The 23,057-nt window shown below is 63.0% G+C and carries 22 protein-coding genes; 11 read left to right on the forward strand and 11 right to left on the reverse strand.

Translation table 11 applies throughout. The features are described 5' to 3' along the window. Positions 1–392 precede the first annotated feature (392 nt). Positions 393–623 (forward strand): hypothetical protein, encoded by a 231-nt coding sequence (locus E8F11_RS12415; RefSeq protein ID WP_280289124.1) that lies wholly within the window; start codon positions 393–395, stop codon positions 621–623. 34 nt (positions 624–657) lie between these two features. Here the strand turns inward: E8F11_RS12415 and E8F11_RS12420 are convergent, their stop codons facing one another. The 3 genes from E8F11_RS12420 to E8F11_RS12430 all read right to left on the reverse strand — a co-directional run bounded on the left by E8F11_RS12420 (position 658) and on the right by E8F11_RS12430 (position 4,205). Beyond that, positions 658–1,401 (reverse strand): DUF3726 domain-containing protein, encoded by a 744-nt coding sequence (locus E8F11_RS12420; protein ID WP_280289125.1) that lies wholly within the window; start codon positions 1,399–1,401, stop codon positions 658–660. Further along, entirely contained in the window at positions 1,401–3,122 is a 1,722-nt protein-coding gene (locus tag E8F11_RS12425) for a hypothetical protein (RefSeq protein ID WP_280289126.1), read from the reverse strand. Before E8F11_RS12425 ends, E8F11_RS12420 begins: the two co-directional genes overlap by 1 nt. A gap of 177 nt (positions 3,123–3,299) precedes the next feature. Then, positions 3,300–4,205 (reverse strand): LysR family transcriptional regulator, encoded by a 906-nt coding sequence (locus tag E8F11_RS12430; protein WP_280289127.1) that lies wholly within the window; start codon positions 4,203–4,205, stop codon positions 3,300–3,302. A gap of 93 nt (positions 4,206–4,298) precedes the next feature. Between E8F11_RS12430 and E8F11_RS12435 the strand changes: the two genes are divergently transcribed. The 6 genes from E8F11_RS12435 (at position 4,299) to E8F11_RS12460 (ending at position 10,499) form a co-directional block, all read left to right on the forward strand. Beyond that, a complete protein-coding gene (locus tag E8F11_RS12435) occupies positions 4,299–5,741 on the forward strand; it encodes an aldehyde dehydrogenase family protein (protein WP_280289128.1) in 1,443 nt (480 codons plus the stop codon). Positions 5,742–5,754: 13 nt separating this feature from the next. Beyond that, positions 5,755–6,744: a dipeptidase gene (locus E8F11_RS12440; protein ID WP_280289129.1), complete on the forward strand. Its 990-nt coding sequence runs from the start codon at positions 5,755–5,757 to the stop codon at positions 6,742–6,744. Between the two features lie 227 nt (positions 6,745–6,971). Continuing rightward, positions 6,972–8,522: a BCCT family transporter gene (locus E8F11_RS12445; protein ID WP_348529771.1), complete on the forward strand. Its 1,551-nt coding sequence runs from the start codon at positions 6,972–6,974 to the stop codon at positions 8,520–8,522. Positions 8,523–8,583: 61 nt separating this feature from the next. After that, positions 8,584–8,955, forward strand: a complete 372-nt coding sequence (locus E8F11_RS12450; RefSeq protein ID WP_280289130.1) for a RidA family protein — start codon at positions 8,584–8,586, stop codon at positions 8,953–8,955. 176 nt (positions 8,956–9,131) lie between these two features. Beyond that, positions 9,132–9,881, forward strand: coding sequence for a TerC family protein (locus E8F11_RS12455; protein ID WP_280289131.1), 750 nt, complete (start codon positions 9,132–9,134; stop codon positions 9,879–9,881). Between the two features lie 459 nt (positions 9,882–10,340). Continuing rightward, the gene (locus E8F11_RS12460; protein WP_280289132.1) at positions 10,341–10,499 is read left to right on the forward strand and encodes a hypothetical protein; all 159 of its coding nucleotides are present in this window, start codon (positions 10,341–10,343) and stop codon (positions 10,497–10,499) included. Between the two features lie 169 nt (positions 10,500–10,668). Here the strand turns inward: E8F11_RS12460 and E8F11_RS12465 are convergent, their stop codons facing one another. Continuing rightward, entirely contained in the window at positions 10,669–11,562 is an 894-nt protein-coding gene (locus E8F11_RS12465; RefSeq protein ID WP_280289133.1) for a LysR family transcriptional regulator, read from the reverse strand. Positions 11,563–11,691: 129 nt separating this feature from the next. On the opposite strand from E8F11_RS12465, the gene speB (E8F11_RS12470) reads away from it, so the two are divergent. From speB (E8F11_RS12470) to E8F11_RS12480, 3 genes are all read left to right on the forward strand, one after another. Beyond that, positions 11,692–12,645, forward strand: a complete 954-nt coding sequence (gene speB, locus E8F11_RS12470) for an agmatinase (protein WP_280289134.1) — start codon at positions 11,692–11,694, stop codon at positions 12,643–12,645. Between the two features lie 149 nt (positions 12,646–12,794). After that, on the forward strand, positions 12,795–13,778 hold the full coding sequence (gene speB, locus E8F11_RS12475; protein ID WP_280289135.1) for an agmatinase: 984 nt from the start codon (positions 12,795–12,797) through the stop codon (positions 13,776–13,778). A gap of 109 nt (positions 13,779–13,887) precedes the next feature. Then, positions 13,888–14,343 (forward strand): GNAT family N-acetyltransferase, encoded by a 456-nt coding sequence (locus tag E8F11_RS12480; protein ID WP_280289136.1) that lies wholly within the window; start codon positions 13,888–13,890, stop codon positions 14,341–14,343. Between the two features lie 43 nt (positions 14,344–14,386). Here the strand turns inward: E8F11_RS12480 and E8F11_RS12485 are convergent, their stop codons facing one another. The 6 genes from E8F11_RS12485 to hutC form a co-directional block, all read right to left on the reverse strand. Next, complete coding sequence (locus tag E8F11_RS12485) at positions 14,387–15,001, reverse strand: TetR/AcrR family transcriptional regulator (RefSeq protein ID WP_280289137.1); 615 nt, start codon at positions 14,999–15,001, stop codon at positions 14,387–14,389. An 87-nt stretch (positions 15,002–15,088) separates the two neighbouring features. Next, positions 15,089–16,504, reverse strand: coding sequence for a cytosine permease (locus E8F11_RS12490; RefSeq protein ID WP_280289138.1), 1,416 nt, complete (start codon positions 16,502–16,504; stop codon positions 15,089–15,091). Between the two features lie 105 nt (positions 16,505–16,609). Next, complete coding sequence (locus E8F11_RS12495; protein ID WP_280289139.1) at positions 16,610–17,755, reverse strand: acyl-CoA dehydrogenase family protein; 1,146 nt, start codon at positions 17,753–17,755, stop codon at positions 16,610–16,612. Next, complete coding sequence (locus E8F11_RS12500; protein ID WP_280289140.1) at positions 17,745–18,923, reverse strand: CoA transferase; 1,179 nt, start codon at positions 18,921–18,923, stop codon at positions 17,745–17,747. The genes E8F11_RS12495 and E8F11_RS12500 overlap by 11 nt, the downstream gene beginning before the upstream one ends. 11 nt (positions 18,924–18,934) lie before the next feature. After that, on the reverse strand, positions 18,935–20,614 hold the full coding sequence (hutU, locus tag E8F11_RS12505) for a urocanate hydratase (protein WP_280289141.1): 1,680 nt from the start codon (positions 20,612–20,614) through the stop codon (positions 18,935–18,937). Between the two features lie 460 nt (positions 20,615–21,074). Then, positions 21,075–21,827, reverse strand: coding sequence for a histidine utilization repressor (gene hutC, locus E8F11_RS12510; protein ID WP_280289142.1), 753 nt, complete (start codon positions 21,825–21,827; stop codon positions 21,075–21,077). 184 nt (positions 21,828–22,011) lie between these two features. Between hutC and E8F11_RS12515 the strand changes: the two genes are divergently transcribed. Continuing rightward, positions 22,012–22,377 (forward strand): STAS/SEC14 domain-containing protein, encoded by a 366-nt coding sequence (locus tag E8F11_RS12515; RefSeq protein WP_280289143.1) that lies wholly within the window; start codon positions 22,012–22,014, stop codon positions 22,375–22,377. Between the two features lie 430 nt (positions 22,378–22,807). Here the strand turns inward: E8F11_RS12515 and E8F11_RS12520 are convergent. Further along, positions 22,808–23,057 (reverse strand): hypothetical protein (locus E8F11_RS12520; protein WP_280289144.1); only part of this gene is annotated, 250 nt, incomplete at its 5' end.

Here is a 23,057-nt window from a genome sequence, read left to right on the forward strand (position 1 = left end):
ATACGAGTGACGGTGGAGTTTTTGCCCGCACTTGCCCCACCGTAGGGTGCGCCATGCGCACCGCTCGCAAGATCAGCCCCTGCGCCTCGCTCAACCCGTGGTGCGCACGGCGCACCCTACCTGGTCAGCTCTGTCGCTCTAGCCAGACAAATTGACCCAAGGACGCGGTTTCCCACGTTCAAATGCGTGAATCCATTGGCAGCAAGCCGAAAAAGTTGGAATGGAAACGAGGTTCAGCAGGTCCACTGAAAATATGAGGCTCGCAGTAGCGAGTTCATGACAGGCGCGGGAACTCGGAAGCCGTTCCGGCCAGCCTGGGAGGGCCGGTGTTTGGCGACCGAGTGTTGTTCCCGCTTCAAGCATTTCAGGATCGATTGTCAGTGGAGATTGGTATGGCTACTTGGACCATCCACTACCGCAAGAACTACAACACCAACGCGCTGGACATGAAGGCCGACCATAAGCCGAGCATGGAGGAGGTGGTGCGGCATCTGCTGCAATGGGCTCACGGCCATCTGAAAAAAGGCGAATTCGGTGACCGTCAGGACAAGCTCAGCAACGAGCCGGCGGAACTGTTGCTGTGTCAGTACGGCATCACCGTTACCGGTATCGTGAAGGCCTGAAACGTCGTCGCCCTGACGTCACTCTCCATCCCGGTCAGCGCCCGCCGGCACCGCCGCGCGAGCGCTCGGAGTTCTCCACCAGTACCGCTTCGGCCAGCAGGTTCAGGCGTTGCCACAGGGCTGGAGAAATCTCCATTCCATGCTCCAGGGCCTGTTCACGAGCCTCGCTGAACTGCGCCGGGGTGATGCATCGTTCCTTCCCGGCGGCCTCGACCTCCAGTGCGGGTTGCGGCTGAGCCGCTGTGCCCAGCAGCAGACTCAGGGACTGCCGATCTGCCCGCGGCGCGTGGTCGGGGAGGCTGTACTCCAGGTACGTCGGGTAGGCGGCGTTGGCGTCGATCCGGGCAAGATGACGGCGCACCGGGGCGTGACCGTTGTCCCAACTTGCCTGGGCCCACAGGCCGTGCCGTGCACAGTCCGCCAGCAGCTTGAGGATGAACTTGCGGTTATGGCAGTGACGGACTTCCACCTGCACCGTCCTCTGCTCGAGGGCATGGACGGAGGCCAGTTCCAGCAGCGTCGGCAGACAGTTCAGGGTGCTGCGTCCATGGCACTCGGCGATCAGCGTGGCCGGCCCCTCGGCGACCAGATCGGTCGCCGGGCGTTCGCGGTCAGCCACCAGCTCCAGCGCCCGCTCCAGTTCGCCCAGGCCGTCTTCGCCGTGCAGTTGCAGCCAGCTGACCAGGGCGGCGGCGTCTTCATAGTGGCCCGGGGCATAGCCCATGCCCTCGAAAACGCGTTTGAGCAGGGCGGTCAGTTCGTTGGCGGAAATCAACATCAAGGCTTCTCCTGGGTGGGGGCGAGCGGCAGGAACCAATCGTCGTCGAAGGGCTGGCCGATATCCTCCAGCAGCGGCGCCCCCTGGAACATGGTGTTGCGTACCCACAGGCGCGAGCGTGGGTCGAACTTGCTCACTCCGAAGAACGACAGCTTGCAGCGCAGCAGGTGCATGGGCAGCACATCGCGGTCCAGCAGGTTGGCGCGGATCTCGCCGTAGTGGGTTGTGGCCATGCCCTGGATACGGCGGACGATGCCGCGCTGCTCCGGATGGCTGAGCAGGAAGCGCGCGACCTTGTGCTCCGGGTGCTGCTCCAGGTATGTGCAGAGCTGGCGGTGGCACTCTTGCACCAGGAAGCCGACGCCAAGGGGCATCTGCTTGTCCCGCCCTTCGTCCAGGTCGCAGTTGCCGAGACGCGGCTCCTGCTTCTCTTCGGAGCGGTACCAGAAGGTTTCCTGGGCGCCGTCCGCCGCGAAATCGATGGCCAGGGCCCAGTCGTAGTGCTCCTCGATCAAGGCCTTCAGTTCACGGACGGGCATCTCCGGGCGCAGTTCGAGCTGTTCGGGCAGGGCGAAGCGGTCTTCCAGTTCGTCCACCAGTTCGGGGTGCAGCTCCAGCAGGATGCAGTTGATCAGCTCCTGGCCCTGCAGGCTGGCGTGTTGCAGCGCCCAGTCCTGCAGGGGTTGCCAGGATTCGAGCGATACCTCGCATAGCCAGCCGCGCAAGGCCAGCAGATCGGCGAGTACGCGCTGGTTGTTGCCGGTCTGCCATTCGTCTTCGGTGAAGGTTTCCTCGATATGGCGAATGGCGCGCGCCACCAGCTGCGGCAGGCGTGTCAGTTGAGCGTCGACCACGGGAGAGCTGGCGAAGATGCGCGCCAGGGCCAGCTCACGCATCTCGATCCAGCGGCTGATCAGTTGCGGATGGTTGATCAGGTAAGGCGCCATGCCGAGACCCGTGGAGTTGCCGATGCCGAAATAGCGCTTGAGTGCTGGCTCGAAGGGCACGGCAGTGGCCGGCGCACGCTGCCGGGCGATGTACTCGGCCTGTTGCAGGCTGAAGTTGCGCAGCATGAAGCAGGTGAACATTTCGGCGGCGAAGGGACGGGCGAAGTCCGGGTGCTTGTGGCGGATCTTCTCCCAGTCGGCCATGCCCAGCTTGCCGCTGCCGTAGACCGCCGTGGTGCGGTAGAGGTAACCGACCCGGGCGATCTGTGCCACCTCGGGCTGCTGTCCGCGGCTGAGGGCGTCCACCACGCTGTCGAAGTTGCGCACGCTGCGGTTGGCCCGGGACAGGACCATCACCTTGGCGTCGAGCCGGCCCGCCTCCTGCAGCGGCACGTTGCGCCGCAGGTAGTCCACATAGGCGTCGTCCACCTCGCCTTCGCAAAGCGCCATGGTCAGGTCCCACTCGCTGGCGATCACCCGGTCGTTGCGCTTCTCCGGCGCAAGGTACTGGGAGAACAGCACGAAGCTGAACAGGTCGCCGCGCGTGCGAATGCGGTAGATCACCGTGCCGTAGCCGTCGGCATCCAGCTCGAAGCGCGGTGTCTCGATCTGCCAGCGCTCGCGCATGATCCGGCGGACCAGGCTGCGCATGAAGCTCAGGCGACTCTGGTGCAGGCTGCCGAGCCGTTCCAGGTCCATGACCTGGCCGGCAGGGCGCATATGCACGGAGGCGGCTTGGGGCAGGCCGGGTTCCATGATTGACGGGGTGCTCATTCTCGGGCCCTCAACTGGAGTGCGCCACCAACCCCTTGCCCGCTGGCGACCGGGAGGCGGCTTGTTATTGATCTGCCGCCGATGGTGGGTCAGGAGGGGGCCCGGAGCAATTCAGATCGCCCTATCGTCTGATAAGTAACCCTTATTCGAACTGCCTGGTTGATCAGCGGGGCTCGCTTATCGCCACTCTTCGGGATCCAGTTCGTTGTCCCGCAGGATGAACTCGAACAGGGCCTGGGCGGCGATGGGGAGCGAGCGGTTGGCCAGGCGCACGATGCCTATGTCGCGGGTTACCAGCGGGTCCTCCAGGGGGATGAAGCACAACTGCCCGGGCTCGGCGGGGAAGGCGAAGCGGGGCAGGGTGGTGATGCCCATGCCGGCCTCGATCATGGCCAGCAGGGAGATCATGTTGGAAATGTAGAACTGCGAGTCACCAACCAGCTCCTCGGCACTGGTGCCGGCCAACAGGCGCGAGGTGCCGTTGGCGATCAGGCGTTCGCCGCGCAGCTGCTGCCAGCCGAGCTGCGTTTCCGCCGCCAGCGGGTGCCGCTGGTGGCAGACCACGCCGATGCTGTCTTCCCAGATAGGAATGAAGCGTACGTCGCTTTCCGGTTCCCAGAGGCTGGAGATGCCGAAGTCCACCTGCTGGTTCTCCACCATGCTCAGCACTGCCTCGGAGTTGTCATCGAACAGGCTGACGTGCAGGTCCGTGGCATCGCCGATGAAGCGCGTGAGGATGTCCGGCAGCAGGCGGCTGGCGATGGACGGAACCGAGGCGATGCGCAGGTGCCCGGACTTGTACTGTGCAATCAGGCTCATGTCGCGCACCACGCGGTCGTGGTGCTCGATCAGTTCCTTGGCATAGGCGAGGAACTGCACGCCAAAGGGCGTCAGCTCCGGCTTGGTGACCCGCGCGTTGCGCTTCTCGAACAGGGCCTGGCCCAGCTTGCTCTCCAGGTCGCGGATGGACAGCGAAATGGCCGGCTGCGTACGGTGCGCCCGCTCGGCCGCGGCGTGGAAGCCCTGCAGCTCGGCAACCCAGATGAAGTGACGCAATTGCACGATCTTCAGGTCCGGCAGCATGGTAAGTTTTCCTTATCAACCAATGATCACAACTAATTTTAGTTTATCTAGGACGGCACCTACCATGCGCTCAATGCGAGAACGGAGGTGCACATGCCCAACAAGATTTTCAGCAATTACATCGATGGCGCCTGGGTAGAGGGCGCTTCGAGCATTGCCAACCGGAGCCCCGCCAACGTCGAGGACGTGGTGGGCCATTACACCCAGGCCGACGTCGGCCAGGTGGACCAGGCGCTTCGCGCCGCCACCGCCGCCCAGGCCATCTGGGCGCGCAGCGGGCTGGAGGAGCGCCACCAGGTGCTCATGGCCATCGGCAACGAGCTGATCGCCCGCAAGGCGGAACTTGGCGAGCAGCTGTCGCGTGAGGAGGGCAAGACCCTGGCCGAGGGCATCGGCGAGGTGTATCGGTCCGGGCAGTTCTTCCATTACTACGCCGCCGAGGTCCTGCGGCAGATGGGCGAAACGGCGGACTCGGTGCGTCCCGGAGTGGAAATCGAGGTCCGTCGCGAACCGGTTGGCGTGGTCGCCATCATCACCCCCTGGAACTTCCCGATGGCCACCGCCGCCTGGAAGATCGCCCCGGCCCTGGCGTTCGGTAACGCGGTGGTGTTCAAGCCGGCCAACGCCGTGCCGGCCAGCGCCTGGGCGCTGACCGAGATCATTTCCCGCCAGGCCCTGCCGGCCGGCACCTTCAACCTGGTGATGGGCAGCGGCGCGGTGGTGGGGGAGCGGCTGATCCACTCCGCCGAGATCAATGCCCTGAGCTTCACCGGATCGGTCGAGACCGGGCGCCGGGTCGCTGCCGCCACCGCCTCGAATTTCGTCCGCTGCCAGTTGGAGATGGGTAGCAAGAACGCCCTGGTGGTGCTGGACGATGCCGACCTGGAGCTGGCGGTGGAGTGCGCGGTGAACGGCGCGTTCTTCGGCACCGGGCAGAAGTGCACGGCGTCGTCGCGCCTGATCGTCACCCAGGGTGTGCATGACCGCTTCGTCGAGGCGCTGATCGAACGCATGGGGCAACTCAAGGTCGGGCACCCGCTGCGCGAAGGCGTGCAGATCGGCCCGGTGATCGATGAGCGCCAGCTGGCGCAGAACCTGCGCTACATCGAGGACGCCAAGGCGGAGGGCGCGCGCCTGGTCTGCGGTGGCGAGCGCATCGCCGAGGAACACGAGGGCTTCTATATGCGCCCGGCGCTGTTCGTCGACACCCGTAACGACATGCGCATCAACCGCGACGAGGTCTTCGGCCCCATCGCCTGCGTCATCAAGGCACGGGACTACGAGGATGCCCTGGCCATCCTCAACGACACGCGCTTCGGCCTGACGGCGGGGATCATGACCCAGTCGCTGAAACATGCCAGCGACTTCAAGCGCCGCGCCCAGACCGGCTGTGTGATGGTCAACCTGCCCACTGCCGGCACCGACTATCACGTGCCGTTCGGCGGTCGCAAGGATTCCAGCTTCGGACCTCGGGAGCAGGGGCAGTACGCCCGTGACTTCTACACGGTGGTCAAGACCGTCTACGTGCGTCCCTGAGGGAGAGAGCGCCATGCAAGAGCTTTTGATGATCGACGGCCTGCAGTACTCCAACTGGAGCCCCGAGTTGTTCCGGCAGATGCGCGAGGGCGGGCTGAGCGCCGTCCACGCCACCATCGCCTATCACGAGACCGCCCGCGAGACGCTTTCGCGCATCGGCGAGTGGAACCGCCGCTTCGAGGCCTGGCCCGAGCTGATCCGTCCGGTGCGGCAGGCCTCGGACATCCGCCTGGCCCACCAGGAGGGCCGGGTCGGGATCTTCTTCGGCTTCCAGAACTGCTCGCCGATCGAGGACGACATCGACCTGGTGGAAGTCTTCCGCCAGCTCGGGGTCTTCATCATGCAGCTGACCTACAACAACCAGAGCCTGCTGGCCTCGGGTTGCTACGAGAGTGAGGACAACGGCATCAGCCGCTTCGGCCGGCAGGTGATCGAAGAGATGAACCGCGTCGGCATGCTCATCGATATGTCGCACAGCGCCGAGCGCAGCACACTGGAAGCCATCGAGTTGTCGAGCCGGCCGGTAATCATCTCCCACGCCAACCCCACCAGCTTCCACGCAGCCCGGCGCAACAAGTCCGATGCGGTACTGCGCGGCATCGCCGAGTCCGGCGGGCTGCTCGGCTTCAGCGCCTATCCCTTCCACCTGCGTGGCGGCTCGGCGTGCCGGCTCGACGAGTTCTGCGACATGGTCGCGCGCACGGCGGACCTGATGGGCGTGGACCACATCGGCATCGGCACCGACCTCTGCCAGCAGCAGCCGCTGCAGGTCCTGGAGTGGATGCGCAACGGTCGCTGGAGCAAGGCCAAGGACTACGGCGAGGGTTCGGCGGACAACGCCGACTGGCCGGCACCGTTGCAATGGTTCCGCGACAGCCGCGATTTCCCCGTCATCGCTCAGGGCCTGCGCGAGCGCGGCTTCGTCGAGGACGAGGTGCGCAAGATCATGGGCCTGAACTGGCTCGACCTGCTGGAGCGCGGTACCGCGCCACTGAACGCCTGATTCCCCCCAACGAGAGGACGCCATGAACAAGAACAAGAAGAGAGCCTCGACCACCTCCCTCCCTGGAGGTGTCCTGTGCCCGACCGCACACCAACTGAAGCCGCTGCCTCCAGACGCCGCGCGCTCCCTGCAGTGACGAGACGGCCTGTGCCGTCTCCCCAAGCCATGGTCATTCGCCCCGAACGCGTCACCTGCCGTCGGGGCACGAGCTACAACCTGGAGGCATCATGAAATTGTTCCCGACCCAAACCCTTGGCCGCGAGCCGTTGAAGTGCGCGGCGCTGCAGGGTATCGACTGGCCCCTGTTCGTCATCAGTGGCGGCTTCCTGCTCGCTTTCCTGGGTGCCGCGCTGGTGGACATCGACGCGGTCTCGGCGCTGGTCAACACGCTGTTCGCCTGGTCGACGAAAGTCTTCGGGCTCTACTGGCAGGTGCTGATGCTGGCGACCTTCCTCATCAGCCTGGGCATCTGCTTCAGCAAATGCGGCCGCGTCCGCCTGGGCGGTATCGACCGGCAGCCGGACACCAGCACCTTCAACTGGATCGCTGTCATCATGTGCGCGCTGCTGGCCGGCGGCGGTGCTTTCTGGGCGGCCGCAGAGCCGCTGATGCACTTCGCCAGCCCGCCGCCGTTGTTTTCCGGCGTGCAGCCGAACAGCGAGCAGGCCGCGCACCTGGCCCTGGCCCAGTCGTTCGTGCACTGGGGCTTCCTGGCCTGGGCGGTGCTCGGCAGCCTGCTGGCCATCGTGCTGATGCACCTGCACTACGACAAGGGCCTGCCGCTGGCGCCGCGCACCCTGCTGTACCCCTTGCTGGGCGAGCGCGCGCTGAAGGGGCCGATCGGCAACCTCGCCGATGCCACCTCGATCATCGCCGTGGTCGCCGGCACCATCGGCCCGATCGGCTTTCTCGGCCTGCAGATCAGCAATGCACTGAACGCCGTGTGGGGCCTGCCGAATGATCTCCTGACCCAATCCATCACCATCATCCTGGTGACCGCCATGTACACCACCTCCTGCCTGGTGGGGCTCAATGGCATCCGCTTCGTCAGCGAGGTCAATGTCTGGCTGATGATCGGCCTGGCACTGTTCATGATCGTGGCCGGGCCGACCCTGTTCATCCTCTCCGGATTCCCGGTGGCGTTCGGCCTGCAGCTGGAATACTTCCTGCCGATGACGATGTACCGCGCCGATCCGAAATGGCTCGACTGGTGGACGGTCTTCTACTGGGGCTGGTTCATCGGCTACGCCCCCATGATGGGCCTGTACGTCGCCAAGATTTCCCGGGGACGCAGCATTCGCCAGATCATCATGACCCTCTCGATCGTCGCGCCCCTGGTCACCATGTTCTGGTTCACCGTGGTGGGTGGCACCGGCATCGGCCTGGAGCTGGAAACGCCCGGCATCGTCACCGCCCATGGCACCCAGCCCGAGGCCATGCTGCTGGGCGTCACCCAGAGCCTGCCGCTGGCGGGGCTGGTCTCGGCGCTGTTCCTGTTCCTCAGCTTCATCTCGGTGGCCACCAATGGCGATGCCATGGCCTACACCGTGGCCATGGCGATGTCCGGCAACGATTCGCCGAAGAAGTGGCTGCGCGCCTTCTGGTGCATTGGCATGGGATTGGCCGCGGTGGTGCTGATCACCATCGGTTCGGGGGGCGTCACGGCGCTGCAGTCGTTCATCGTCATCACCGCCGTGCCGGTGTCCCTGCTGCTGTTGCCGGCGCTCTGGAACGCCCCGCAGATCGCCCGCCGCCTGGCGCGCGAGCAGCAGGTCTAGTCCCTTGGGAGGGCGCTTGAGCCATTGCCCCTCCCTTTTTCTTCCTACCCTGGAGAGCTCAATGAAACAGGCAGTCAGCACCCGTTTGTACCCGTCCAAGGCCCCGCTGGAGTGGGCGGTGATCGGCAACGGGACCTTGTACACGGCGCAGATCCCCATTGATGCCGAGGGGCGTGTGGTGCCAGGTGGCATCGAGGCTCAGGCGCGGCAGACCCTGGACAACCTCAAGCACACCCTGGCTTGCGCGGGGCTGGGAATGGAGGCCGTCACCCAGGTGCTGATCTACGTGACCGACCGCAGCTACCTGGCCAGCGTGAACGCGATCTATGCCGAGTACTTCGACGCCCCCTACCCGAATCGGGCTGCCGTGGTGGTAGCGGGGCTCGCCCGCGAGGAAATGCTCGTGGAACTGGTGGTGTACGCGGCGGCCTGATTGGCCCGCCACCCCGGTTCATTCCGGCGATCCCGGAGGGGCCGGTCTTCCCGCTCGCCGACTCTTCCGGCAGCGACCTCACCTATGCTTGATCCCAGTGCGAGCGCCTTTCCGTCACGAGCGGTGGGGCGCTTGCACATCCCTCGTATGCTTGGCCCGCCCCTTGGGAGTCTGTAATGGAATGGCTGCTTGGTCCGGAAGTCTGGGTCGCCTTCTTCACCCTGACCGCCCTGGAAATCGTCCTCGGCATCGACAACATCATCATGATCGCCATCCTCGTGGGCCGCATGCCGCCGCACCTGCAGGCGCGCACCCGCTTCTTTGGCCTGGCGCTGGCGATGGTCACCCGCATCCTGCTGCTGCTCTCCATCACCTGGATCATGCGGCTCACAACCGACCTCTTCCAGGTCTTCGACCAGGGCATCTCCGGCCGTGACCTGATCCTCTTCTTTGGTGGCCTGTTCCTGCTGTGGAAGAGCAGCACCGAGATGTACCGCGGCCTGGAAGGCGAGGACGAAGTAGCCGATGAACCCAGAAGCATGGCTGGCGGATTCATTGGCACCATCATCCAGATCGCCCTCATCGACATCGTGTTCTCCCTGGATTCGGTGATCACTGCCGTCGGCATGGTGTCCAACGTGCCGGTGATGGTCGCCGCGATCATCGTCGCCGTGCTGGTGATGATGCTGGCCGCCGGCACCATCAGCAGCTTCATCGACCGCCACCCGAGCCTGAAGATGCTGGCGCTGTCATTCCTGGTGGTGGTCGGCACGGTGCTGATCGCCGAAGCCTTCGACGTCCATGTGCCCAAGGGTTACGTCTACTTCGCCATGGCCTTCTCCCTGGCCGTGGAGGCGCTGAACATCCGCATGCGCACCGTGCGCGGGCGCAAGGCGGTGGAGTCGGTGAAGGACGTTACGAACTGACAGGTGATCGAGGCAGCGCTGCCCGGTTATGGCTGATTACGACAAGGGGGCAATGGGGCGACAAATCGGTAAATCCGTGTACCTGGAGTTTGGTCGACTAGTTCCAGTGCGCAATGCGAGGTAAGGGTTTCGACTTGAGGGTGCAGCCCGGTCCAGAATGCACCTTTCATGGTCGTCTCCCCTGGCGGCAAGCCGAATAACCCATTTATTCGGCTCATCTAATGAGCCGAATAAGCCGGCTAATCGGCTCATCGGCCAGTTATGCTGAATCCATTGCCATCCTTTTTTCTGTTGCACCGGCGGTGTGATCAGCTGCAAGGCGCGTTATGGGTGCACTCCGAGCGAAGTGCGCAAGTCCCCCTCTTGTGGGCAGCCTGAGTGCGAATAAGGGCGGAGTAGGGGCGTACTCTATCTGTTGAGCCGGAGTTCGTTCTGGAGGACAGAGGAGGGGGTAGCCTGATGCGCAGGCCGAATGCCAAGGCGCTCCTGGTGGCGCTGATCGTTGCAGCGGTGGTTTTTCTGGCCGCACAGGCATTTTCCGAACGCCTTTTCCTGCTATTTCTGCCGCTGGTTTTCATCGGCGGTGCATGGTGGAAATGGCCGACCAAACGGGGTTGAGCAGAAGCGTCAGCTGGCGGCGCACGGGATTTCCAATGTTTGCATCGGGGGCAGGGCCGCTGTTCCCGAGTTGATCCGATAACGGGGCTGCGGCCAGGTCCAACCAGGCGGGACCGGTGATGATGAGCCGAACAAGTCGCCTAGTGGGTCTTGTCGGTCGATGGGATGGCTAGCTGAACTGGGCGAGCAGGTGCTCCTTGAATATCTCGAGTACCTCGCTGGCCTCTCTGTTCTTCGCCGTCGCGAGGTGGAAGCTGACGTCGTAACTCAAGTCATCTGGCAGAAGCTTGCGCAGCTTTCCGGCGGATACCCACGGCTCCGCGATGTGTTCGGGCAGGAAGCTGATGTGCGCGCCGGAGAGCGTGAAAATCAGGTCGGCATCCGCTTGCTCCGAGACTGCGGTCTGCCGCTTGCTTCGCAGCCGGGAGCCGACGGAGTTGGTTTTGTAGAGGTGGGCGACTTTGTTTGCGGTTGTCAGGTCGTCGAGGTTGACCGACTTTTTTGCGAAGAGGGGATGCTGCGTTCCACAGAACAGCGCCTGCTTCTCGACGAATAGCGGCTCGTAGTTCAGGCCCGCCTGGTCCTCCGAGAAGTAGCCGATTGCGAGCTGGATCTCGTTGTTGAGCAGCTGCCGCTCCAGTTCGGCTGGCGTCACGGAAATTATTTCGATGATGACTTCCGGGGCGCGCCGGCGAAAGTTGCCAACGGCTCTGGCAATGGACTCGATCACCGCAGGGGCCAGCAGCTCGGATATCCCGATATGGAGTTCGCCAAGCAGGACTTGCGAAACGTCCTGGGTTTCACGGGTGAAGGCATTCAGCGCCTCCAGCAGGCGCTTGGCTGACTGCAGTACCCGTTCGCCCTTTGGTGTCAGGCGAAAGCCGCTTTTCCCTCTCTCGCAAAGGCGAAACCCCAGACGGGTCTCGAGCTTGGACATCTGTGTGCTGATGGTGGACTGGGCGATTCCGAGTTTGCCCTGAGCCGCACTGAAGCCTCCGCTCTCGACGATGGTCACGAAAATCCGCAGCAGCTGCAGGTCCATATCCCTGAGTTGAGTGAGCATGGCGATACATCACGATTGGTTAATGTCAGATTAGGATATTTCATATTTTACGTTGTATGTAGGCGCTGCAGAATTCGCCAACGACGCTCCAGGGCGTCTGCCGAATGTCTCTTCTGAGGTGCAAGACCGATGAGTCAAAACGATCTGGCATTTACCCGCTCCAGCCTGCACGGAACTCAGGCCGAGAGCACCTTTGCCGGTGCCACGAGCTTCATGCGTCGACGCTACAGCCGCGATCTCAGCGGTGTGGATCTGGCGATCACGGGGGTGCCCTTCGACACGGCGACTACCCACCGCCCCGGAACGCGCTTCGGACCCAGAGGGCTTCGAACTGCCTCGACGGGGATTGCCTGGGCGCGCCATTGGCCGTGGGAGTTCGATCCGTTCGAGGTTCTGGCTGCTGTCGATTATGGCGATTGCGCCTTTGATTCAGGGATGCCGGAGTCGGTGCCGGCGGCCATCGAGCGGCACGCGGACGAGATACTGAAAAGCGGATGCGGAATGCTGACGCTAGGAGGCGATCATTTCATCACCTACCCCTTGCTGAAAGCGCACGCCAAGGTACATGGCCCCTTGTCGCTCGTGCACTTCGACGCTCATACCGACACCTGGCCGGACCATGAAGCCAAGAGAATCGAGCATGGGACGATGTTCTATCACGCGGTCAGGGAGGGGCTCGTCGCTCCGGAGCGTTCGATTCAGGTCGGGATACGCACGACCAATGACGACCCAATGGGGTTCGACATCGTCGATGCCCGCAGGGTGCATGAAGCGTCGCCAGTGAAGATCGCCAGGCAAATTCGCCAGCGCGTTGGCGATCATCCTGTCTACTTGACCTTCGACATCGACTGCCTGGACCCGGCCTTTGCACCGGGTACCGGTACGCCAGTTGCAGGTGGTCTGTCGAGCTACCAGGCCCTGGAGATTCTTCGGGAGCTCAGGGGTATCAATATCATCGGGATGGACCTGGTCGAAGTCTCGCCGCCGTATGACCACGCGGAAATGACCGCCCTCGCAGGTGCAACGCTCGCGATGGAAATGGTTTGTCTCTACGCCTGGCGGCACAAGTGCATGAAGCGCTGACAAGGCAAAGCTTGCGGACTTGTTCGAATCGCGAATTCACGAGCCTGGTGCGTGGCGCTGATGGGCGATGCGCTGGGTGGTTGGTTGCACTCGCCGCATACCCGTTGCGGGTGCCGGGTTTTGATGTTCATGGATAACCAGGGTGAAACATGCCTCATAACAGGTTGAGAACGAATCCTGTGGACGGTACTGCTTACGATCCACAGAAGCGCCCACGCTTCAATGAGATTGCGACTTTCATGCGGGCGCCTTTGGCTGAGAGTCTGGACGACATCGATATCGGCTTGATCGGCGTGCCATTCGATGGCGGAACCTCATTCAGGCCCGGTGCGCGCCTGGGACCACGCGGCATTCGCCAGCAGTCCTGTCTGATGCGGACCCGCAATCACGCCACTGGCGTCGCTCCATTCGAAGCTTGCCGGATAAAGGACCTTGGCGATGTGTTCATCGAGAAGATGTATGACATCGAAAGCGCCCATGCCTGCATCGAGCGGTACTACCAGGAGGTGTGTGCGAAATACATCGTCCCGCTGACCGTCGGCGGTGACCATTCCATTACCTATCCCATCTTCAAGGCGCTGGCGAAGCGTGCTCCGATCGGGATGATCCATATCGATGCGCATACCGATACGTGGGATAGCCTCTACGGTTCGAAGTTCTTCCACGGCGCCCCCTTCAGGCGAGCGGTGGAGGACGGCCTGCTCGATCCGCGGCGCACCATCCAGATAGGCATTCGTGGGCCCGAGCATTCGGGAACGCCAAACTTCAGCCTTGAATGCGGCATGCGCGTGATCTTCATCGAAGAGTTCGACGAGCTCGGGGTGGAGGGCGTGCTGCAGGAAGTGCGGCGCGTGGTAGGCGACGGACCAACCTACATTTCATTCGATGTCGATGGACTCGACCCGGCATTCGCTCCGGGTACCGGAACGCCGGAGGCTGGTGGAATCTCCATGCGTGAGGCCTTGCGGCTGATCAAGGGGCTGCGGGGGCTCAACCTGATTGGGGGCGACGTAGTCGAGGTCGCGCCGGACCTGGATCCGACAGGCATTACCGCGCTCAACGCGGCGACGCTGATGTTCGAGATGCTCTGCGTACTGGCGGAATCCTGCGCGGAGGCTCGGCTGAAGGCTTGATGCTGCGCTGGGAAGGTCGCCACCTATGGTAAGCAGTCAACGAAAGGGAACGCCCATTGACGCCAGCATTTCTGCAGCGCGCCAATTTTCAAGATGAGTAGGTAACGGAGTGAGCACCAGAACTTACCGCAAGGCTGCCCCCGGAGACGCTCCGGCGTGCATCGATATACGTGCCCGAACCCGGGAAAACGCCTTCTCCGAAGAGCAACTGAGGGAGCTGGGAATTACCGTCGAAAGCTGGAGCGAAGGGATTCGGGACGGCAGTCTCCCAGGGTATTTCTGCTGTATGGACGATCGAATGATCGGCTACTGCTTCGGTGATAGGGATACCGGGGAAATCGTAGTGCTGGCGCTACTTCCTGAATACGAAGGGAAGGGGATAGGCAGGGCGCTGCTGCAGTTGGTGGTGGATGACTTCAGGGCGGCAGGATTCTCGAGGCTCTTTCTCGGGTGCTCGACCGATGCAGCAGTTCGTTCCTACGGCTTCTATCGGCATCTGGGCTGGGTCTCTACTGGGGAACTGGACGATGCCGACGACGAAATCCTGGAGATTCGACTGGGGTAGGTGCAGCTGATCGGGGTGAACCATGACGATTGGGAGGCCTCGTTCAACCTGCCGATGGCTTTCCCATGCGGGAGATGGCCGCCGAAACAATGTCGGTCAGTTGCTCGACAAGCTGTTGGGTGGGCAGGTCCCTATCGCCTTCGTCCCAGGTCGGAATGCTCTCCAGCATGCCGATTATCCCGTTCGCCAGAAATTTCAGCCTTGCCTCGTCAAGCGTCGTTTTATGGCATTCCAGCTTGATTATCGTTTTGAGGCTGCTTGCATAGGTACTTCTGAGCGCCGACAGTCGCTGGCGCTGCTCGGGGGAAAGGTTGCTTCGCTCTCGAATGAACAGCAGTACCTTTTTCTTTTCGCTGGCCTGGAACTCGACGAAAGCGCTGATGAAGGCGTGCAGCCCTGATTGCTTGCCCCTGACGCGTCTCAGGCTGTAATGGGTGCTGCTGATCAGGTCGCTCATGCAGTCTTCCATGAGCTCGAACAGCAGGCTCTGCTTGTCCTCGATGTGGTTGTACAGCGACCCTGCCTGGACGCCGAGGCGCGCGGCCAGGTCGCGCAGGCTTGTCGATTGATAGCCATTTTCCGTGAATAGATCCAGCGCGGCCTGGCGCAAGCGGTCGTGCGTACTGGCTCGATTCTGTGCGGTGCGGGCGATGTTCATGCGGCTTTCATCTGGGTTGTGCTTGTGCGTTACAGGCCTGAGTGTGCCTCACTCCATATGTGAGCAAGGCACACCCGCCGGCAATGTTCAGCGATGCCCCTGGGAGGCCATTTCGGCAGGGGATACCAGGCCTGCCGGAATATCGCGAAGACCGCGGCGCGCCAAGGGGTAGTAGAGGATGGCCGGAATGATCAGGCCGACCAGCCACGAGATATCGGTTTCACCCAGGTGCGCGACCAGGGGGCCGGTATAGAAACCGGTGGCGATGAAGGGCATCTGGACGATCACGCCGAACAGGTAGACGCCGATGCCGATCCAGTTCCAGCGGCCATAACGGCCATCCGGATCCGCCAGTGCCGGGATGTCATAGCGCTCCTTGGTGATGAAGTAGTAGTCGACCAGGTTGATGGCGCTCCAGGGCGTGAAGAAGGCCAGCAGGAACAGCAGGAACGACTTGAACGCGCTGAGGAAGGAGTGTTGGCCGATCAGCGCCAGGGTCGTGGAGACGCCCACGATGCACAGGACGAAGAGCAGGCGCTGGGCATGGGACACCTTCAGGTTGCCGCGAAAGCCGCTGATGATGGTCGCGATGCACATGAAGCTGCCGTAGGCATTGAGCGTGGCGATGGTCACCTTGCCGAACGCCACACTGAAGAACAGCAAGCCAGCCATCACACCGCTGGCCCCCAGCCCGACTATGTAGGCGACCTCATGGCCCGAGAACGCATCGCCAGCCAGCGCGGCGGCGAAGACGCCGAGCACCATGGAGGTCTGCGAGCCGATGATGGAGCCCAGGCCGACGGCGAGGAATGTCCTGAAAGGCGATGTGCCGCTTGGCAGGTAGCGCGAGTAGTCCGCCACGTAGGGACCGAATGCGATCTGCCACGACGCTGACAGGGATACGGCGAGCAGGAAGGTGCTCCAGCTGAAGTGCCGGTTGTCCAGCAAGGTGCTGATATCGTTGACCGAGAGCAGGCGTACGAACAGGTAGGCGAAAGCGGCGATACCGACCACGCTGGCGACTCGCCCGAGCGAGTGGATCACCCGATACCCGCAGAAGGTCAGGACGACGATCACCCCGGCGAAGATGAGGATGCCGGTCGTGTCGCTGACATTGGCCATCTGGCCGATGGCCTGGCCGGCGAGCACGGTGCCGGTGGCGTTGAAGCCGATGTACATGAGGCAGACCAGTACCAGCGGTATCACCGCGCCGAGCACACCGAACTGCACGCGGCTGGAGATCATCTGCGGCAGGCCGAGCTTCGGCCCTTGTGCGCCGTGCAGGGCCATGACGATGCCGCCGAACACCTGGCCGATCAGCAGACCGATCAGGGACCAGAACACGTCACCGCCCAGCACGACCGCCAAGGCACCGGTCACTATCGCGGTGATCTGGAGGTTGGCGCCGAACCATAGGGTGAACTGACTGAATAACCGGCCGTGACGCTCAGGTTCGGGGATGTAATCGATGGAGCGAGTTTCGATAAGGGACTTACCAGCCATGAGGTTCTCCTCGTGCGGCGCCATTGGCGATGGCGCCGGTATTGTTGTTATGCATAGCTATTCCCTGCGGGCCTGGACGGCGGGTGTCGTCCAGGTCGCCTTCGCTTACTTGCGGGCAGCGTCCAGTACGGCGCGAGAGATGATGATCTTCTGGACTTCGGAGGTGCCTTCGAAAATCCGCAGGATCCGGGCATCGCGAACGAAGCGCTCCAGGGGCAGATCGCGGATGTAGCCGTAGCCACCGTGCAACTGAAGGGCCGCGTCGGTGATGAAGCCGGCCGCTTCGGCTGCGAAGAGTTTTGCGGTGGCCGATTCGAGGCTGAAGCGCTCGCCGCTGTCACGGCGTACCGCCGCCTGCATGGTCAGCAGGCGTGCCGCTTCGAGCTGGGTGTACATGTCGGCCAGGCGCCATTGGGTGCCCTGGTAGGCCGCCAGCGGCTTGGGCCCGATCTGGCGCTCGTCCACCCACTTGAGGCTGTACTCCATGGCGGCGCGGGCGATGCCCAGGGACATGGCGGCCACCTCGACTCGGCCGCGGTCCAGCACCTCCATGGCGGTGCGGAAGCCTTGTCCTTCCTCACCCAGCAGAGCCGATTCAGGCAGCCAGCAATCCAGCGCCAACTCATAGATGGTGCTGGCGCGCAGGCCCATGGTCTTTTCCGGATTGGAGAAGGTCACACCAGCGGTGCCTTTCGGGATCATGAAGGCGCTGATTCCACGGTGCCCGGCATCGGCGTCGGTCTTGGCGTAGAGGACGATGAAGTCGGCTTCACGGGCGTTGGTGATGTAGTGCTTGCTGCCGCGGATGCGCCAGCCGCCGTTCTCTCGCACGGCGCGGGTGCGCATGTCGGCGGGGTTGGAGCCGGCGGCCGGTTCGGTAAGTCCGAAGGCGCCCAGCAACTCTCCGGTGGCTGCGCGGGGCAGCCATTCCTGGCGTTGTTCTTCGGTACCGCCGATGAGGATGGAGTCGGTGGCAAGGAAGTGCGCAGTCAGGGCCGAGGCCGTGGAGGCGCATGCCGCTGCGACCGCTTCGACGACACGGCTCATGGCGAGGCTGCCGACGCCGAAACCGCCGTACGTCTCCGGCAGGTTGATGCCCATGAAGCCCAGGTCGCCCAGGGCTTTCAGACTATCGCCGCAGAATGCTTCGGCTTCGTCGTAGCGTTGCGCGTTGGCCTGGAGCACGTCGCGGGAGACCCGCTCGGCGGACTCGACAACGGCCAGTTCAGTGGAATCGAGTTCAAAGTTCATGAGTGTCTCCGTGATGGTTCAGGCCAAAGAGGGCGTTCGCTTCGCCAAGGCGCGGTGCGCGCACTGCGGCAAGGGGTTTGCTGCCGTTGAAATGGACCGGTTGGGGCACAAGCGGGGGGCGGTCGTCATCGGGCTGTACGAGTAACTGACGCACCCTGGCCTGGTCGCAGCTGGTCGCTTCCGCCAGGTTCAAGACCGGGGAGGCGGGCACACCGGCATCCAGCAGCAGGTCGCAGATCTGCTCGACGCTGAGTGAGCCGCTCCATCCCTCGATCACACTGCGCAAGGCGCCTTCGTTGGCAGTGCGCGAGGTGTCGTCGGCGAAGCGGGGATCGTCCGCCAGGGCCGGACGCTCCATGCTTTCGCAGAAACGACGGAACAGCTTGTCGCTCGCCACGGCGATCACCACCAGGCCATCTGCGGCCTTGTAGGTGTCGAACGGGGTCGAGACCGGGTGGCGGTTGCCCACCAGTCCGGGGGCGGTTCCCTTGGCGAACAGGTTGGCGAGGCCAGTCATCTGCAGGCTGACGAGCACATCGAACATGGCAACATCGAGGTATTGCGCGCCTTCGTCCTGGCGTTCGCGGGCAAAGAGAGCTGTGCTGATCGCCCAGGCGGCGTAGACGCCGGCGCATAGGTCGCCCAGGGCTTCGCCGCTGCGGGTCGGGCCGGTTTCAGGGAAACCGGTCACGCTCATCAGGCCGGACATGGCCTGCGCGACTATGTCGTACGCGGGGCGTTTCGATAGCGGCCCGTTCTGGCCGAAGCCGGAAATGCTGGCGTAAATCAGCCGCGGGTTGTGCGCTTTCAGCGACTCGAAGTCGATGCCCAGGCGCTGGGTCACACCGGGGCGGAAGTTTTCGACGACCACATCCGCGTCCGACACCAGCTCATAGAAGCGCTGCAGGTCGGCGGGCGCCTTGAAGTCCAGTTCCACGCTGCGCTTGCCGCGATTGATCAGGCCGAAGTAGACGCTCTCGCCATCGTCCCCGAAGGGGCCCAGGTGGCGGCTGTCGTCGCCATGTCCCGGCACCTCGAACTTGATGACCTCCGCGCCCAGGTCGGCCAGCATCGCCGTGCAATGCGGGCCGGCCAGCACGCGGCTGAGGTCGAGCACTCGAACACCCCGCAGCGGTTGCACTGCGGATTTCTGGTTTGGGTTTGTCATGGTCTAGGGCCTCAGTGCTTGCTGGTGATCATCGGCAGGTTCAGGCCCTGTTCCTTGGCGCAGTCGATGGCGATCTGGTAACCGGCATCGGCATGACGCATGACGCCGGTGCCTGGGTCGTTGGTGAGGACGCGGGCGATGCGTGCCGCGGCTTCATCGGTACCGTCGCAGACGATCACCATGCCCGAGTGCTGGGAGAAGCCCATGCCCACACCGCCGCCGTGGTGCAGCGACACCCAGGTGGCACCGCTGGCGGTGTTCAGCAGGGCGTTGAGCAGCGGCCAGTCGGAAACGGCGTCGGAACCGTCCTGCATGGCTTCGGTTTCGCGGTTCGGGCTGGAGACCGAGCCGGAGTCCAGGTGATCGCGGCCGATGACGATGGGCGCGGACAGCTCACCGCTGCGGACCATTTCGTTGAAGGCCAGGCCGAGCTTGGCGCGCAGGCCCAGGCCGACCCAGCAGATACGTGCCGGCAGGCCCTGGAAGCTGATGCGCTCGCGGGCCATGTCCAGCCAGCGGTGCAGGTGGGCGTCGTCCGGGATCAGTTCCTTGACCTTGGCGTCGGTCTTGTAGATGTCCTGCGGATCACCGGACAGCGCGGCCCAGCGGAACGGGCCGATGCCACGGCAGAACAGCGGGCGGATGTAGGCCGGGACGAAGCCGGGGAAGTCGAAGGCGTTGGCCACGCCCTCTTCCTTGGCCATCTGGCGGATGTTGTTGCCGTAGTCGAAGGTCGGCACGCCCTGCTTCTGGAAGTCCAGCATGGCCTGCACGTGCACGGCCATGGACTGCTTGGCGGCCTTGACCACGGCAGCCGGCTCGGTCTGCGCGCGGTCGCGGTACTGTTCCCAGGTCCAGCCGATCGGCAGGTAACCGTTCAGCGGGTCGTGGGCGCTGGTCTGGTCGGTGACCATGTCCGGGCGTACGCCACGGCGCACCAGCTCCGGCAGGATTTCAGCAGCGTTGCCCAGCAGGGCGATGGAGATGGCCTTGCCTTCGCCGGTGTACTTGGCGATGCGCGCCAGGGCGTCGTCCAGGTCGGTGGCCTGCTCGTCGACGTAGCGGCTGCGCAGGCGGAAGTCGATGCTGGTCTGCTGGCATTCGATGTTCAGCGAGCAGGCACCGGCCAGGGTCGCGGCCAGGGGCTGGGCGCCGCCCATGCCGCCGAGGCCGGCGGTGAGTACCCAGCGACCGGTGAGGTTGCCGGCGTAGTGCTGGCGGCCCGCCTCGACGAAGGTTTCATAGGTGCCCTGGACGATGCCCTGGCTGCCGATGTAGATCCAGCTACCGGCGGTCATCTGGCCGTACATGGCCAGGCCCTTGGCATCCAGTTCGTTGAAGTGTTCCCAGGTGGCCCAATGGGGCACCAGGTTGGAGTTGGCGATCAGCACACGCGGGGCGTTGGCGTGGGTCTTGAACACGCCGACCGGCTTGCCGGATTGCACCAGCAGGGTCTCGTCTTCGTTCAGCTCTTTCAGGGTCTCGACGATCTTGTCGTAGCACTCCCAGTTGCGCGCGGCACGGCCGATGCCGCCATACACCACCAGTTCCTTCGGGTTCTCCGCCACCTCGGGGTCGAGGTTGTTCATCAGCATGCGCAGCGGCGCTTCGGTCAGCCAGCTCTTGGCGGTCAGCTTGTTGCCACGCGGGGCGCGGATCTCGGTGTCACGGAAACGGGTTGGCTTGTTCATAGGGGGGCTCCTTCATGCGGTTTCGGCGGCAAGTGAGTGGAGGCAAGACCCCCAACCGACATGCCGGAAGCTGTTCTTGTTGTTCCGGAGAACTCAGGTCGACGACATCCCGCCGCGCTTCCAGTAGCGTGTCGCAGAATGTCAGCTCTTATACAGATAACCATATATCAACCTGTATATACAAGTACGCGCAAAAAAAGAACCTACCCCATCCGCTCATGCGTTTCGCCGTGAGGGAGAAACTCAAGCGATTTCAAATAGTTGGGCAAAAAAAGAGAAGACTGCGTTGCAGGACCTCCTTGCCAGGCAGGGAGGAATGACAAGGGAGAAGGGCTGAAAAAATAGCAGTGCTGCGCGCTGAGGAACGTACAGGTAACAGTCTGCTGCGGACGAGAGTCGCCTCCGCCCAGACTGTCAGCCGATGATTACGGCGCCCTGGTCCAGGGCCGCCGGCAGGCAGTTATTGGCCGAAGCGACCTTCGAGGCGATAGCGCGAGCCCGGGTATACCAGTCGCGCACTGCCGACCTGTCCTTTGGCTGACCAGCTGCGCCGGCGAATCAGCAGGCACGGCTCGTTGCGCTTTATCTGCAGCAGCTTGCACTCGGCGGGCGCCGCGTGAATCGCTTCCACCACATGCTCGCCTTCGGTCAGTGGCGCAAGCTGGACCAGGTAGGCGTAGGGGGTGACGCGGGTGAAGTCCTGCTGCAGGTACTCGGGGGCGATCGCGGCGTTGACGAAGCGCTCCTCGATCTGCACGGGCACCTCGTTCTCGAAGTGCACGACCAGCGAATGGAAAATGCGCGTTACACCTTCCAGCGAGAACGGCATCGCCGGCTGCGAGCCTTCAGGCAAGGCCTCCAGCAAGACCACTTCACAACGATGGGTGTGGCCGCGGGCGGCGATCTCTTCGGCGATGTTGTGGATCTCGAAAAGTGCCGCGTGGCCTTTCGGCTCGGCGACAAAGGTACCCACTCCTTGCAGGCGCACCAGCACGCCTTCGATGGTCAATTCGCGCAGGGCGCGATTGATGGTCATCCGGCTCACCCCGAGCTGGTTGAAGAGTTCGCTCTCGGAAGGCAGCTTGCTGTTCGGGCCCCAGACGCCGGTACGGATTTGCTGCAGGATGATGTCCTTGACCCTTGCATACAGGGGGGCGGGGCTTTCGAGGGCAAAGGCGGCCAGGGAAGAGTGGTCGTCGGCAGAGTGGGGCACAAGGATTCCTAAAGAAGCTGGTAAGGTGAGACAGGCGCCAGTTTAACCCTCCCGATCAATACGCGCATACCTGCCGGAAGCGACGGCTGCAGCCCAACGAGCCCGGCAGAGCTCGGGTTGGATCATCTTGTCGTTTCCAACAGGCGGCGTATCGTGAAAGGCACGCACTCATGGAGGGTTTGCTATGTTCCAGGTAATGCGAAATGGCGAAAACCGGGTCGACGTCAGCTTTGCCGGAAAGCTCGATACCAACGAAATGCGCACTGCGATTGCTCAGCTGTCGCTGCATTCCGAAGGCATCGCCCATGGTCGAATGCTGTATCGGATCGGCGATTTCGAAATGCCTACGCTGGGCGCCATGGCCGTTGAGGTCTCGAGCATTCCTCAGCTGTTCAAGGTCGTTCGCCGCTTCGATCGTATGGCGGTAGTGGCCGACAAGCAGTGGGTGAGGAAGGTCAGCGAAGTGGAGGGTGCTCTGATTCCTGGATTGAAGATCAAGGCATTCGATTCGCAGCAGGCCGCGGAAGCAGAAGCCTGGTTGCAGCATTAGCCACAGGCGCACCAGACGTCTGTAGCTGGGGCGGGATCTGGCCTTCGATAGTTCCTGGGCGAAGCGAGGGAATGATCGAGCCGCCGCTCCAGCGCCAGGTGCAAGCTCAGCTCACGAAACCCGGTAATTCCTCCGGCAGGGTATCGGCGGCGAGGCACATTGTTACGCGCGACTCTTATATAGAGACGCGGTTGCCATGTCGCCTCGGCTTGCCTAGAGCGAGCCTGCAACCTCCTCAACCGAGTTCACGCCCAAGCATCCAGCATCGCTCGGCGGGGCAGCGGCGGCGGCCGTCCGGATGCAATGCCTCACTGCTTACGGTCGTCACGCCCTGATCAGGTTGCGAGGCGAATGCTCTCACCGAAAAGCCGCAACAGCAGGGGCTTGTGTAAGCCTTCTTTATATAAGGAGGCGCAATGACAGAAAGTTTTCAAATAAGTGTTGACGGCAGTTTTGGCATCCCTATAATGCGCACCTCTTCCGGCGCAGTCTCCAAGTAAAACTCCTTGATAATCAATGAGTTAAGCGGGTGATGAGGGTGCCGGGAGGTTCCGCTTCGCAAGGTTCGCCACTGGCGAATGAAGCTGGAAAAAGGAGGTGTTGACAGCGAGTTTGAGCGCTGTAGAATGCGCCTCCCGCTGACGAGAAGAGTGATCGGATCGAAGGCGCAAGCGGTTGAG

The sequence above is a fragment of the Pseudomonas sp. BN417 genome (assembly GCF_029871205.1).
Classification (GTDB): domain Bacteria; phylum Pseudomonadota; class Gammaproteobacteria; order Pseudomonadales; family Pseudomonadaceae; genus Metapseudomonas.